We start from the raw sequence: 14,151 nt of genomic DNA, 5'->3' as shown, positions 1-14,151 counted from the left end.
TGGTGCCCCTGAGCGCCCTCTGTGCCCTCAGGGGCACCATCGCGCGGCCGCAAGGATCCCCGTTGTGCCGTCCGGGCATGAAATCATGGAGTCGCAGGCCAACAGGTGGTCTGCGAACTGCGGTTGGCCGGCCCACAGGAACGTGGGGCCAGGGCCTTCAGGGGGAGAAAAGATGGCGGACAGCTTCGGACCGGTGCACAGCGCGGGCGGTGGAGACGACACGCTCGGTGGCGCCGGATCCGACGCCGACGCGGAGCGGGACGGTTCGCGCAAGGAGCCGATCCGGGTCCTTGTCGTGGACGACCACGCGCTCTTCCGCCGCGGCCTGGAGATCGTCCTCGCCCAGGAGGAGGACATCCAGGTCATCGGTGAGGCCGGTGACGGCGCGGAGGCCGTCGACAAGGCCGCCGATCTGCTTCCGGACATCGTGCTGATGGACGTACGGATGCCCAAGCGCGGCGGTATCGAGGCCTGCACCTCCATCAAGGAGGTGGCCCCCAGTGCCAAGATCATTATGCTGACGATCAGCGACGAGGAGGCCGACCTCTACGACGCGATCAAGGCGGGCGCCACCGGTTATCTCCTCAAAGAGATCTCCACCGACGAGGTGGCCACCGCGATTCGCGCCGTGGCCGACGGGCAGTCACAGATCAGCCCGTCCATGGCGTCCAAACTGCTGACCGAGTTCAAATCGATGATCCAGCGCACCGACGAGCGCAGGCTCGTGCCCGCGCCGCGCCTCACCGAACGCGAGCTGGAAGTCCTCAAGCTGGTGGCCACGGGAATGAACAACCGTGATATCGCCAAGGAGTTGTTCATCTCCGAGAACACCGTGAAGAACCACGTCCGCAATATCCTGGAGAAGCTGCAGCTGCACTCCAGGATGGAGGCCGTGGTCTACGCGATGCGGGAGAAAATTCTTGAGATCCGCTGACGGGTCCGCGGTTTGCGGTTCAGACGCGGGCGAGCGCCTCGGCGAGAGGGGCGCGTAGTCCGGGCGCGTCGACCCGTTCCACGCGGACGTCCGAGCAGCCGACCCACTCCGCCGCCTCCCGCAGCGCCTGTGCCATCGGGAGCACGGCCTTCGGGGTGTCCAGGGACACCTGTTTGGCCACCAGTGTCGTGCCCTCGCGCGCCGGATCGACCCGGCCGAGCAGCCTGCCGCCGGACAGCAGCGGCATCGCGAAGTAGCCGTATACCCGCTTGGGCTTGGGGACGTACGCCTCCAGGCGGTGGGTGAATCCGAAGATCCGCTCGGTGCGGGCCCGCTCCCAGATGAGGGAGTCGAACGGCGACAGCAGCGTCGTACGGTGCCGGCCCCGCGGGGTGGTCGCCAGCGCCTCCGGATCGGCCCAGGCCGGCTTCCCCCAGCCCCCGACCGTCACCGGCACCAGCCCCGAGTCCGCGATCACGGCGTCGACCTGCTCGCCCTTGAGGCGGTGGTAGTCCGCGATGTCGGCGCGCGTGCCGACGCCGAGCGACTTGCCCGCGAGCCGCACGAGCCGGCGCAGACACTCCCTGTCGTCCAGGTCGTCGTGGAGGAGTTCGTCGGGGACGGCGCGCTCGGCGAGGTCGTAGACCCGCTTCCAGCTGCGCCGGCCGGTGCACACGACCTCGCCGTACATCAGCGCGCGCTCGACGGCGACCTTCGCCTCGGACCAGTCCCACCACGGCCCGCCGTTCTTGGCGCCGCCCAGTTCCGTGGCGGTCAGGGGCCCCTCCGTACGCAACTGCTTGATCACCGCGTCGTACGAGCCGTCCGCCAGCTCGTGGTACCACTGCGGACGGGCCCGGTAGGCGCGGCGGCGGAAGGCGAAGTGCGGCCACTCCTCGATGGGCAGGACGCAGGCCGCGTGGGACCAGTATTCGAAGGCGTGCGGCCGCGACGGCGACGCGCCGGGAGGCGAGGGCGTCCAGTAGGCGTCCTCGACCGTCTTGCGGCCGACGGCGCCGAGCCGGGCGTACGGAATCAGCTCGTGCGAGCGCGCCAGGACCGAGATCGTGTCGAGCTGGACGGCGCCGAGATGGCGCAGCACGCCACGGACCCCGCCGCGCCGGTCCCGCGCCCCGAGGAGGCCCTGGGCGCGCAGCGCTATACGGCGGGCTTCGTCGGCGGACAGCTCGGTGGTGGCGGGCGGCAACGTCGTCATGGTCCGCACGATAGACCGCGGCACTGACAGCCGGACCGGGAGAGCGGAGTCCCGGAAAGGGGTGCCCCGGAGATCAGAGGCGTGCGGGCAGATACGGATGGTGGCCCGGCAGGCCCAGGTCGGACGGGAGCAGCGCGCCGACCCAGGCGTCCCGCAGCGTGTCCCTGCTCAGCGGCGCCGCGCGCAGGACGCCCTCCACCACGAAACCGGCCTTCTCGGCGACGGCGCGCGAGCCCGCATTGCCGACCTCGGCCCGCCACTCCAGCCGCTCCGCGCCCAGCACCGTGAAGGCCCAGCGGGCCACCGCCGTCACGGCCTCCGTCGTGTAGCCGCGGCCCCGGTACTCCTTGGCCGTCCAGTAGCCGATCTCCCAGGTGCCCGACTGGCAGTGCGCGTTGACGGCGCCCATCACGGGGCCGCCGCCGAGGGGCACGACGCCGAAGGTGCACATGGTCGAGGTCCGCCAGCCGTCCGGGGCCATCCGCTCGATGAAGTCTGCCGCGTGCCGGCGTTCGTACGGCGAGGGGAACGACGTCCAGCGCTGGATGTCCGGATCCTGGCAGGCCGCCCGGACGTCGTCGGTATCGGCCGGTGTCAGTGAGCGCAGCCGCAGACGCTCGGTGGTGAGAGTGACGGGTTCCATGGACGGATTCTGCTGAACCGCGTCTTGTAGTACGAGTGCTTTTCCTGCCGTACCGGCACCTTCCACGGGTTCCGCGCGTTCTGTTTGTGGGTGACAGCGGGCCCGCGTGACGGCAGCCCTCCCGGCGCGGGCGGGTCCTCGCTTACGATGGCCGTTGCGGTGGGGCCCGCCTGCCGTGCCCGCGCCCGTGTCCGTATACGACCCACGTGCCAGGCCCGACCGGCAAGGAGACCAGCCTCAGTGTCCGTCTTCAACAAGCTCATGCGTGCAGGCGAAGGCAAGATCCTGCGCAAACTGCACCGCATCGCGGACCAGGTCAACTCCATCGAAGAGGACTTCATGACCCTCTCCGACGCCGAGTTGCGGGCGCTCACCGACGAGTACAAAGAGCGGTTCGCCGACGGTGAGAGCCTGGACGACCTGCTTCCCGAGGCCTTCGCGACCGTCCGTGAGGCCGCCAAGCGCGTCCTCGGTCAGCGTCACTACGACGTACAGCTGATGGGCGGCGCCGCGCTGCACCTCGGCTTCGTCGCCGAGATGAAGACCGGTGAGGGCAAGACCCTCGTCGGTACCCTGCCCGCCTACCTCAACGCACTGTCCGGCAAGGGCGTCCACCTGATCACGGTGAACGACTACCTGGCCGAGCGCGACTCCGAGATGATGGGCCGCGTCCACAAGTTCCTGGGCCTCGACGTCGGCTGCATCCTGGCCAACATGACGCCGGCCCAGCGTCGCGAGATGTACGCCTGCGACATCACGTACGGCACGAACAACGAGTTCGGCTTCGACTACCTGCGCGACAACATGGCGTGGTCCCAGGAAGAGCTGGTCCAGCGTGGCCACAACTACGCGATCGTCGACGAGGTCGACTCGATCCTGGTCGACGAGGCCCGTACGCCGCTGATCATCTCCGGCCCCGCCGACCAGGCCACCAAGTGGTACGGCGACTTCGCCAAGCTGGTCACGCGGCTGACCAGGGGCGAGGCCGGCAACCCGCTCAAGGGCATCGAGGAGACCGGCGACTACGAGGTCGACGAGAAGAAGCGCACCGTGGCCATCCATGAGCCGGGTGTCGCGAAGGTCGAGGACTGGCTCGGCATCGACAACCTCTACGAGTCGGTGAACACCCCGCTCGTCGGTTATCTGAACAACGCCATCAAGGCCAAGGAGCTCTTCAAGAACGACAAGGACTACGTCGTCATCGACGGCGAAGTCATGATCGTCGACGAGCACACCGGCCGTATCCTCGCCGGCCGCCGCTACAACGAGGGCATGCACCAGGCGATCGAGGCGAAGGAAGGGGTGGACATCAAGGACGAGAACCAGACCCTCGCCACGATCACCCTGCAGAACTTCTTCCGCCTCTACGGCAAGCTCTCCGGCATGACCGGTACGGCCATGACCGAGGCCGCCGAGTTCCACCAGATCTACAAGCTGGGCGTCGTACCCATCCCGACGAACCGGCCGATGGTCCGCATGGACCAGTCCGACCTGATCTACCGCACCGAGGTCGCCAAGTTCGCGGCGGTCGTCGACGACATCGCGGAGAAGCACGACAAGGGGCAGCCGATCCTGGTCGGCACCACCTCGGTCGAGAAGTCCGAGTACCTCTCGCAGCAGCTCAGCAAGCGCGGCGTCCAGCACGAAGTGCTCAACGCCAAGCAGCACGACCGGGAGGCGACGATCGTCGCCCAGGCCGGCCGTAAGGGTGCTGTCACCGTCGCCACGAACATGGCGGGACGTGGTACGGACATCAAGCTCGGTGGCAACCCCGACGACCTGGCGGAGGCGGAGCTGCGGCAGCGCGGCCTGGACCCCGTCGAGCATGTCGAGGAGTGGGCGGCGGCCCTGCCGGCCGCGCTGGAGAAGGCCGAGCAGGCCGTCAAGGCGGAGTTCGAGGAGGTCAAGGACCTCGGCGGGCTCTATGTCCTGGGCACCGAGCGGCACGAGTCGCGCCGTATCGACAACCAGCTGCGTGGTCGTTCCGGACGTCAGGGCGACCCGGGCGAGTCCCGCTTCTACCTGTCGCTCGGCGACGACCTGATGCGGCTGTTCAAGGCGCAGATGGTCGAGCGCGTGATGTCGATGGCCAACGTGCCGGACGACGTGCCCATCGAGAACAAGATGGTGACGCGCGCCATCGCCTCCGCCCAGTCGCAGGTCGAGCAGCAGAACTTCGAGACGCGTAAGAACGTCCTGAAGTACGACGAGGTCCTCAACCGGCAGCGTGAGGTCATCTACGGCGAGCGCCGCCGCGTCCTGGAGGGCGAGGACCTGCACGAGCAGGTGCGCCACTTCATGGACGACACGATCGACGCGTACATCCAGGCGGAGACCGTCGAGGGCTTCGCCGAGGAGTGGGACCTGGACCGGCTGTGGGGCGCCTTCAAGCAGCTCTACCCGGTGAAGGCCACCGTCGAGGAGCTGGAGGAGGCGGCCGGCGACCGCGCCGGGATCACCGCCGAGTTCATCGCGGAGTCCATCAAGGACGACATCCACGAGCAGTACCAGGACCGCGAGGACTCGCTCGGCTCGGACATCATGCGTGAGCTGGAGCGGCGCGTGGTGCTGTCCGTCCTGGACCGCAAGTGGCGTGAGCACCTCTACGAGATGGACTACCTGCAGGAGGGCATCGGCCTCCGTGCGATGGCGCAGAAGGACCCGCTGGTCGAGTACCAGCGCGAGGGCTTCGACATGTTCAACGCCATGATGGAGGGCATCAAGGAGGAGTCCGTCGGCTATCTGTTCAACCTGGAGGTCCAGGTCGAGCAGCAGGTCGAGGAGGTCCCGGTGCAGGACTCGGCCGAGCGCACCTCCCTCACCAAGGAGGACGCGGTGCCCGCGGGCGCCTCCCGTCCGGAGATCCGCGCGAAGGGCCTGGACGCTCCGCAGCGCCCGGACCGGCTGCACTTCTCCGCTCCCACGGTGGACGGCGAGGGCGGCATCGTCGAGGGCGACTTCCAGAACGCGGACGGGCCGACGCGGTCCACGTCCGACGGGCTGACGCGCGCCGAGCGCCGTAAGGCCCAGAAGGGCGGCAACGGCGGACGCCGCCGCAAGAAGTAGGGCGCCGGAGTTCCGGATCGTCTGATCGCCGGGGTACGGGCCGGGGAGCGCACTCGCTGTGCGCGCCCCGGCCCGTCCTCATGTCCGGCGCCTTATGTCCCGTGGCTCATGTCCGGTGCCTCATGTCGTGATCCGTGCCGGCCGTGATCCGCTCGCCGCCGAGCTCGACCGCGGCGCAGCGCCAGCGCAGATCGGCGCCCTGCTCCAGGCGGAAGGCCATGGCACGTACCTGTTCGCCCGCGGCGATGCTGGCGGACGCCTCGACCACGCCGGGGCGTGGCTGGAAGCCGCGGCAGGTGCGGATGACAGGGCGCACGCCCCTCGCCCTGAGCGGGGTGCCGGGCGCGAGGCGGACGAGCTGTTCGTACGCCTGCCCGACGGTCTGGCCGAGCATCCAGTGCACGGGGCGATGGCCGCTGAGGACGGCGAGCAGACGCTCCGCGAAGAGTTCCTGCGGCGGGATGTGCGGGCGCCGCCGCGGGCGGCCGGTGCCGGGCCCGCGCTGGTCACGCCGGCCCGGGGGCCTGGCCCCGGCGATCGTCCTGGCCGCGGCTCGGTCGGTCGCTGCGCCGTCCGTGGCGCGGGTGGAGGTGGTGGTGCCCGTGATGGTCATGCAGATCGCCCCCGTTCTGCCCGTCCGGTCGGATACCGGGCGGTAACTTCTGATGGGGGATCTTTTACGGGCCTTTGGGGCACCGTCGCAAGGCGGGTACGCCGTCGGAGCGCGGGCCGACGGAATCACCTATCCGGGTGGTCCCCGCCCCCTGCCGGGCCCGGCAGCGAGGTGGGGCGGGGTTCTCGGTGGACGCCTGAGGGCTTCCTGAGCGTCACCCCGAAGAGGGACTCCCGCACGTATCCTTAGGTGTTTTCCGACTACGAAAGCGGCCTGCCCATGCGCGTCTACGTCCCCCTGACCCTTCCTGGTCTCGCCGAGGCGCACAAGACGGGCGAGCTGGGGCCAGGGCCGCTGACCGCGTACGCCGTGACCCCCGGACTGCGTGAGTGGTACGTCTCCGACGACATCGAGGAGCTGGAGTACGCGGCGCTCAACCGGGCCGCGGCGGGCTCGCTCCGGCTGCTCGCCGCGGACCCGGGTGCCGCCAGGCGCCGGGTGGTCCTCGCGCTCGACGTACCGGACAAGGACGCGGTCGCGGACCCCGACCGGGGGATGGACGCCGGCGGGGTGGGTGAGGTGCGGATCGCCTCGGCGGTCGCGCTGACGAAGGCGGCGGCGGTGCACGTCGACTCCGACGACGCGGACGGCGATGTGTCGGCCGCGGCGGCCGCGCTGGGGGCGGCCGACCACGGCGACGACGACGCGCAGTTCACGGTGGACGGCGCGGAGGATCATGAGCTGCTCTGGTACGGCGTCCAGGAGATCCCCAACCTCATCGACTGACGCCGCGTTGTCAGACCCGGCCGGTACGGTTCTCGGCATGGGGAAGCGGAACACGCATCTGGTCTGGGACTGGAACGGCACCATCCTCGACGACATCCAGGCGGTCTTCGGCGCGACCAACGCGTCCTTCGCGGAGATCGGGATCGAGCCCATCACGCTCGAGCGCTACCGCGAGCTGTACTGCATACCGATCCCGGTGTTCTACGAGCGGCTGATCGGCCGCGTGCCGAGCGACGCGGAATGGGCCGTCATGGACGAGTCCTTCCACCGGCACTACACGGAGCGGCGCGTCGCCTGCGGGCTGACGGAAGGCGTCAAGGAGCTGCTGGCGCAGTGGCAGCTGGCGGGCCGCAGCCAGTCGCTGCTGAGCATGTACGGGCACGAGCAGCTGGTCCCGGTCGTGCGGGGGTACGGGATCGAGAGCCACTTCATCCGGGTCGACGGGCGGACGGGACCGTCCGGCGGCAGCAAGGCGCTGCACATGGAGCGTCATCTGGCCGCGCTGGCCCAGGCGGGCGCGATATCGGCCGAGCACACGGTGGTGATCGGCGACGCGGTCGACGACGCGGTGGCGGCGGCGCACGTGGGCGCGCGTGCGGTGCTCTACACCGGGGGCTCGCACAGCAGGGCCGCCCTGGAGGCGGTGGGTGTCCCGGTCGTGGACAGCCTCGCGGAAGCGGTCGCCCTGGCGCAGAGCCTGCCGGCCTGAGCTGCGGAGCCTGCCGGCCTGAGCTGCGGCGCAGAGCCTGCTGCCCCGAGCTGTGGCGCGGGCCGGCTTCCCGGGTGCGTACCGCTCAGGTCAGCGGTGCCTTCGCTCGCAGGATCTTCAGAAATTCGCGCATCCAGGCCGAGTGGTCGGGCCAGGCGCGGGCGGAGACGAGGGTGCCGTCCACCACGGCCTCGGCGTCCTGGAAGGTGGCGCCGGCCGCCTGCATGTCGAGCTCCAGGGCCGGGTAGGCCGTGACGCGGCGGCCGGCGAGTTCGCCGACGGCGGCCGTGAGCAGGGGGCCGTGGCAGATCTGGGCCACCGGCTTGTCCGCGTCGAAGAAGGACTTGAGGATCTTGCGGAGTTCCGCGTCGCCCCGCAGATACTCGGGGGCGCGGCCGCCCGGGATGACCACCGCGGCGTACTGCGTGGGTTCGACCTCCGAGAAGGCCAGGTCGGCGGGCCAGGTGTAGCCGGGCTTCTCGGTGTACGTGTCGAAGCCCGGTTCGAAGTCATGGACCACGAACCGGAGCTTCTTGCGCGTGGGGGCGGCGATATGGACCTCGTACCCCTCCTCGCGCAGGCGCTGGTACGGATAGAGGACTTCGAGGGACTCGGCGGCGTCGCCGGTGACGATCAGAATCTTGGCTGCCATGACTGCTCCCGGGAGAATGTGCCGGTCTGTCCCCCTGTCGACCAGTGTGGTCCCGGTCCGCACCGGTCGGCGAGAGCTGAGGGAGGGAGGTGTCCGCCCGTGAGTACGTGCGAGGGCTTCGTGTCGCTGTCCAGAGTGTCAAACTTCCACCCCCGCTTTTGTACACATACGGCTCATGACGGGGCCCGGGTGGAGGGCGATAGCCTTGGGCCCGTGATCAGCGCGATATGCCGTGGGGGCAGCGAAGCCCCCGGCCTGCGCCCGGAGCGCCATAGCGCCCGGGCCATCGATGATCCTCACAGCCCGGGCCGACCGTCAAAATTGGCCAATATGGTCCCGGACATCTCTCATCGCGGCATAACGTCGACTGCGACCGGAAACCCCGCGTCGTGGCGTTGTGTCGCTTCCTTCACCTACGTCACGCAACGGCGCGCGACAGGAGCCAGAGGACATGCAGACCAAGCTGGACGAAGCCAAGGCCGAGCTGCTCGAAAAGGCGGCCCGGGTCGCTGAGAACAGCCCGGCGGGGGGAACCGGGGGTCCGGGGGGTCTCCCCCGGAAGGACGAGGCCTCGGCCGGGTCCGACAGTTCCGACCGCGCGGAGCGTCCCGACCGGGACACGCTTCTCGCGTACCTCCAGCGCTACTACCTGCACACCGCCCCCGAGGACCTGGCCGACCGCGACCCGGTCGATATCTTCGGTGCCGCGCTCTCCCACTACCGGCTGGCCGCGAACCGCCCCCAGGGGACGGCCAATGTACGGGTCCACACGCCCACGGTCGAGGAGAACGGCTGGACCTGCAGCCACTCCGTGATCGAGCTGGTCACGGACGACATGCCCTTCCTCGTCGACTCCGTCACCAACGAGCTCTCCCGCCAGGGCCGCGGCATCCACGCCGTGATCCATCCGCAGATCGTCGTACGCCGTGATGTCACCGGCAGGCTGATCGAGGTGCTCCCCGAGGGAACGGCCACCACGGACCGCCCGCACGACGCGGTCACCGAGTCCTGGATCCATGTCGAGGTCGACCGCGAGACCGACCGCGACGACCTCAGCCAGATGACCGCCGCCCTCCGGCGCATCCTGTCCGACGTCCGGGAGACCGTCGAGGACTGGGACAAGATGCGCGAGTCCGCGCTGCGCATCGCCGAGGAACTGCCGGGCGAGCCGACCGCCGACGACCTCCCCGCCCAGGAGCGCGAAGAGGCCCGTGAGCTGCTGCGCTGGCTCGCCGCCGACCACTTCACCTTCCTCGGCTACCGCGAATATCAGCTGACGGACTCCGACTCCCTGTCCGCCGTGCCCGGCACCGGCCTCGGCATCCTGCGCTCCGACCCGAAGCACAGCGAGGACGACGATCACCCGGTCAGCCCGTCCTTCAGCAGGCTGACCCCCGACGCCCGCGCCAAGGCCCGTGAGCACAAGCTGCTCGTCCTGACCAAGGCCAACAGCCGCTCCACCGTCCACCGGTCCGGCTATCTCGACTACGTCGGCGTCAAGAAGTTCGACGACAAGGGCAATGTCGTCGGAGAGCGGCGCTTCCTCGGGCTCTTCTCCTCGGCCGCGTACACCGAGTCCGTACGCCGGGTTCCGGTCATCCGGCGCAAGGTCGCCGAGGTCCTGGAGGGCGCCGGCTTCTCGCCCAACAGCCACGACGGCCGCGATCTGCTGCAGATCCTGGAGACCTACCCGCGCGACGAGCTGTTCCAGACGCCCGTCGACGAGCTGCGCTCGATCGTCACCAGCGTGCTGTACCTCCAGGAGCGCAGGCGGCTGCGGCTCTATCTGCGCCAGGACGAGTACGGGCGCTACTACTCCGCCCTCGTCTATCTGCCGCGCGACCGCTACACCACCGGGGTCCGGCTGCGGCTGATCGACATCCTCAAGGAGGAGCTCGGCGGGTCCAACGTCGACTTCACCGCGTGGAACACAGAATCGATCCTCTCCCGTATTCACTTCGTCGTCCGGGTTCCGCCCGGCACCCAGCTGACCGGGCTCACCGACGCCGACGCCGACCGGATCGAGGCCCGGCTCGTCGAGGCCGCCCGCTCCTGGACCGACGCCTTCGGCGAGGCGCTGAACGCCGAGTGCGGCGAGGAGCGCGCCGCCGAGCTGCTGCGCTCCTACGGCGGAGCCTTCCCCGAGGGCTACAAGGCCGACCACTCCCCGCGGGCGGCCGTCGCCGACCTGGTCCACCTGGAAGCCCTCGGCACCGCCGACAAGGACTTCTCGCTCTCGCTGTACGAGCCGGTCGGCGCGGGCCCCGGCGAGCGCCGCTTCAAGATCTACCGCTCGGGCGAGCAGGTCTCCCTCTCCGCCGTCCTCCCGGTGCTCCAGCGGCTCGGTGTCGAGGTCGTCGACGAGCGGCCGTACGAGCTGCGCTGCACGGACCGTACGCACGCCTGGATCTACGACTTCGGCCTGCGGATGCCGCTGGGCGGCGCGGACAACGACTATCTCGCCGACGACGCCCGCGAGCGCTTCCAGGAAGCCTTCGCCGCCGTCTGGACGGGCGCCGCGGAGAACGACGGCTTCAACTCCCTCGTCCTGCGGGCCGGTCTGAACTGGCGGCAGGCGATGGTGCTGCGCGCGTACGCCAAGTACCTGCGCCAGTCCGGCTCCACCTTCAGCCAGGACTACATGGAGGACACCCTCCGCATCAACGTCCACACCACCCGGCTGCTGGTCTCCCTGTTCGAGGCCCGGATGTCGCCGGGACGCCAGAGCGCCGGTACGGAGCTGACGGACGGGCTGCTGGAGGAGCTGGACGGAGCACTCGACCAGGTCGCGAGCCTCGACGAGGACCGCATCCTGCGGTCCTTCCTCACCCTCATCAAGGCCACGCTGCGCACCAACTTCTTCCAGAGCGCCGACGGGGCGAGCGGAAAGAGCGGCAAGGGAGGCAAGAGCGGCGAGCAGGCGGCGGGCAACAAGCACCACAGCTATGTGTCGATGAAGTTCGACCCGCAGGCCATCCCGGACCTGCCCGCGCCCCGCCCGGCGTTCGAGATCTGGGTCTACTCCCCGCGCGTGGAGGGCGTGCATCTGCGCTTCGGCAAGGTCGCTCGCGGTGGTCTGCGCTGGTCGGACCGGCGTGAGGACTTCCGTACGGAGATCCTCGGCCTGGTCAAGGCGCAGATGGTCAAGAACACCGTGATCGTGCCGGTCGGCGCCAAGGGCGGCTTCGTCGCCAAGCAGCTGCCCGACCCGGCCGTGGACCGGGACGCCTGGCTCGCCGAGGGCATCGCCTCGTACAAGATCTTCATCTCGGCGCTGCTCGACATCACGGACAACATGGTCGCGGGCGAGGTCGTGCCGCCGGCCGATGTGGTCCGGCACGACGAGGACGACACGTATCTGGTCGTCGCCGCCGACAAGGGCACCGCGAGCTTCTCCGACATCGCCAACGAGGTCGCGGTCTCCTACGACTTCTGGCTCGGGGACGCCTTCGCCTCCGGCGGCAGCGCGGGCTACGACCACAAGGGTATGGGCATCACCGCCCGTGGCGCCTGGGAGTCCGTCAAGCGGCACTTCCGCGAGCTCGGCCACGACAGCCAGTCCGAGGACTTCACGGTCGTCGGAGTCGGGGACATGTCCGGTGACGTCTTCGGCAACGGCATGCTGCTCTCCGAGCACATCCGGCTCGTCGCGGCCTTCGACCACCGGCACATCTTCCTCGACCCGCACCCGGACGCGGCCACCTCGTACGCGGAGCGCCGCCGGCTGTTCGAGCTGCCGCGCTCCTCCTGGGCCGACTACGACAAGCAGCTGCTGTCACAGGGCGGCGGGATCCACCCCCGTACCGCCAAGTCGATCCCCGTCAACGCGCATGTCCGTGAGGCACTCGGCATCGAGCCCGGTGTCGCCAAGCTGACGCCCGCCGAGCTGATGAAGGCGATCCTGCACGCCCCGGTGGACCTGCTCTGGAACGGCGGCATCGGTACGTACGTCAAGGCGTCCACCGAGTCGAACGCAGACGTCGGCGACAAGGCCAACGACGCGATCCGCGTCAACGGCGAGGATCTGCGGGTCAAGGTCGTCGGCGAGGGCGGCAACCTGGGTCTGACCCAGCTCGGCCGGATCGAGTTCGCCCGGCGCGGCGCCGGCGGCGAGGGCGGCAAGATCAACACCGACGCCATCGACAACAGCGCCGGCGTGGACACCTCCGACCACGAGGTGAACATCAAGATCCTGCTCAACGGCCTGGTCACGGACGGCGACATGACCGTCAAGCAGCGCAACAAGCTGCTCGCCGCGATGACCGACGAGGTCGGCGCGCTGGTGCTGCGCAACAACTACGCGCAGAACACCGCGCTCGCCAACGCCGGCGCCCAGTCGCCGTCCCTGCTCCACGCCCACCAGCGGTTCATGCGCCGGCTGGAGCGGGACGGGGACCTCAACCGGGCGCTGGAGTTCCTGCCGACCGACCGGCAGATCCGCGAACTGCTCAACTCCGGCAAGGGTCTGTCCCAGCCCGAGGTCGCGGTGCTGCTCGCCTACACCAAGATCACGGTGGCGGACGAGCTGATCCACACGGAGCTGCCGGACGACCCGTATCTGCGCAAGCTGCTGCACGCGTACTTCCCCCAGCCGCTGCGCGAGCAGTTCGCCGAGCAGATCGACACGCACGCGCTGCGCCGCGAGATCGTCACGACGCTGCTGGTCAACGACACCGTCAACAGCGGTGGTTCGACCTTCCTGCACCGGCTGCGGGAGGAGACGGGGGCGTCGATCGAGGAGATCGTACGGGCGCAGACCTCGGCCCGCGAGATCTTCGGTCTCGGTGCTGTCTGGGACGCCGTCGAGGCCCTGGACAACAAGGTCCCGGCCGCCGTCCAGACCCGGATCCGGCTGCACTCGCGCCGGCTGGTCGAGCGCGGTACACGCTGGCTGCTGGGCAACCGGCCGCAGCCGCTGGAGATCGCCGGGACCATCGAGTTCTTCTCGGCGGGCGTGGAGCAGGTCTGGGCCCAGCTGCCCACGATGCTGCGCGGCGCGGAGCTGGAGTGGTACCAGGCCATCCTGAAGGAGCTGACCGGCGCGGGGGTTCCCGAGGAGGTGGCCCTGCGGGTCGCCGGCTTCTCGTCCGTCTTCCCGACGCTCGACATCGTGGCCATCGCGGACCGTACGGGCCAGGACGCGCTGTCCGTCGCCGAGGTGTACTACGACCTCGGTGACCGGCTGCGGATCGCCCAGCTGATGGACCGGATCGTCGAGCTGCCGCGGGACGACCGCTGGCAGTCCATGGCCCGCGCCTCCATCCGCGAGGACCTGTACGCGGCGCACGCCGGCCTGACGGCGGACGTCCTGTCCGTGGGTGACGGCGGCTCGACGCCCGGGGAGCGGTTCACGGCGTGGGAGCAGAAGAACGCCGCGATCCTCACCAGGGCGCGTGCCACGCTGGAGGAGATCCAGGGCTCGGACGCCTTCGACCTGGCGAACCTGTCGGTCGCGATGCGGACGATGCGGACGCTGCTGCGTACGCACAGCTGACCGCGCCGCAGCGCAGCAGCTGACCGGACATGAGGGGC

General features: G+C 69.6%; 9 protein-coding genes. 5 read left to right on the top strand and 4 right to left on the bottom strand.

The genetic code is table 11. From position 1 onward, the window contains the following. The first annotated feature begins 172 nt into the window (after nucleotides 1–172). Nucleotides 173–934 (top strand): response regulator, encoded by a 762-nt coding sequence (locus ACFVWW_RS21065; RefSeq protein WP_384189181.1) that lies wholly within the window; start codon nucleotides 173–175, stop codon nucleotides 932–934. A 19-nt stretch (nucleotides 935–953) separates the two neighbouring features. On the opposite strand, the gene ACFVWW_RS21060 is transcribed toward ACFVWW_RS21065, so the two are convergent. After that, a complete protein-coding gene (locus ACFVWW_RS21060) occupies nucleotides 954–2,150 on the bottom strand; it encodes a winged helix-turn-helix domain-containing protein (RefSeq protein WP_386877704.1) in 1,197 nt (398 codons plus the stop codon). Nucleotides 2,151–2,223: 73 nt separating this feature from the next. Continuing rightward, nucleotides 2,224–2,793 carry a GNAT family N-acetyltransferase gene (locus ACFVWW_RS21055; protein ID WP_386877703.1) on the bottom strand — a complete coding sequence of 190 codons (570 nt, stop codon included), beginning with the start codon at nucleotides 2,791–2,793 and terminating at the stop codon, nucleotides 2,224–2,226. Nucleotides 2,794–3,033: 240 nt separating this feature from the next. Here ACFVWW_RS21055 and secA point away from each other — a divergent pair, with 240 nt between their 5' ends. Continuing rightward, nucleotides 3,034–5,859, top strand: coding sequence for a preprotein translocase subunit SecA (secA, locus tag ACFVWW_RS21050; protein WP_384189187.1), 2,826 nt, complete (start codon nucleotides 3,034–3,036; stop codon nucleotides 5,857–5,859). Between the two features lie 106 nt (nucleotides 5,860–5,965). On the opposite strand, the gene ACFVWW_RS21045 is transcribed toward secA, so the two are convergent. Then, nucleotides 5,966–6,472: an Rv3235 family protein gene (locus ACFVWW_RS21045; protein ID WP_386877702.1), complete on the bottom strand. Its 507-nt coding sequence runs from the start codon at nucleotides 6,470–6,472 to the stop codon at nucleotides 5,966–5,968. Between the two features lie 279 nt (nucleotides 6,473–6,751). Between ACFVWW_RS21045 and ACFVWW_RS21040 the strand changes: the two genes are divergently transcribed. Together ACFVWW_RS21040 and ACFVWW_RS21035 are read left to right on the top strand one after the other, a co-directional pair. After that, nucleotides 6,752–7,258, top strand: coding sequence for a DUF6912 family protein (locus ACFVWW_RS21040; RefSeq protein WP_384189240.1), 507 nt, complete (start codon nucleotides 6,752–6,754; stop codon nucleotides 7,256–7,258). A 37-nt stretch (nucleotides 7,259–7,295) separates the two neighbouring features. Further along, a complete protein-coding gene (locus tag ACFVWW_RS21035) occupies nucleotides 7,296–7,967 on the top strand; it encodes an HAD family hydrolase (protein WP_386877701.1) in 672 nt (223 codons plus the stop codon). An 85-nt stretch (nucleotides 7,968–8,052) separates the two neighbouring features. Here ACFVWW_RS21035 and ACFVWW_RS21030 read toward each other — a convergent pair whose 3' ends face one another. Continuing rightward, nucleotides 8,053–8,619 (bottom strand): DJ-1/PfpI family protein, encoded by a 567-nt coding sequence (locus ACFVWW_RS21030; protein WP_384189193.1) that lies wholly within the window; start codon nucleotides 8,617–8,619, stop codon nucleotides 8,053–8,055. 451 nt (nucleotides 8,620–9,070) lie between these two features. Here ACFVWW_RS21030 and ACFVWW_RS21025 point away from each other — a divergent pair, with 451 nt between their 5' ends. Beyond that, on the top strand, nucleotides 9,071–14,113 hold the full coding sequence (locus tag ACFVWW_RS21025) for an NAD-glutamate dehydrogenase (protein ID WP_386877700.1): 5,043 nt from the start codon (nucleotides 9,071–9,073) through the stop codon (nucleotides 14,111–14,113). Nucleotides 14,114–14,151: the final 38 nt, after the last annotated feature.

The organism is Streptomyces sp. NPDC058198 (assembly GCF_042882605.1).
Classification (GTDB): Bacteria; Actinomycetota; Actinomycetes; order Streptomycetales; family Streptomycetaceae; genus Streptomyces.
This window is presented reverse-complemented; position numbering and strand designations above follow the sequence as displayed.